The following is a 246-nucleotide window of genomic DNA, read 5'->3' on the forward strand; positions in this document are numbered from 1 at the left end:
GTTTCACTGCTGAGTTCGGGATGGGATCAGGTGGTTCCAATGCTCTATGGTCGTCAAGAAATTCGGGTACCGAGTCGTGGCCGGCTGGCCGCGCTTCAGCAAATTGGGTAGGTGATAGATTTGTGTGTTTGCGAACTTTCGGTTCATTGCGTCTTCACACACCGCAATCTGATGCTCTCTCGAGTAGTCAAATTGCTTGGGTGTTATATGGTCAAGCCTCACGGGCAATTAGTATTGGTTAGCTCA

General features: G+C 49.6%; 1 rRNA gene. It reads right to left on the reverse strand.

What is annotated here, in order from left to right:
- Positions 1-58, reverse strand: a 5S ribosomal RNA gene (gene rrf, locus KW849_RS31180); the annotation flags it as partial.
- Between the last annotated feature and the right edge of the window lie 188 nt (positions 59-246).

The sequence above is a fragment of the Pseudomonas sp. PDM26 genome (assembly GCF_019219185.1).
Lineage (GTDB): Bacteria > Pseudomonadota > Gammaproteobacteria > Pseudomonadales > Pseudomonadaceae > Aquipseudomonas.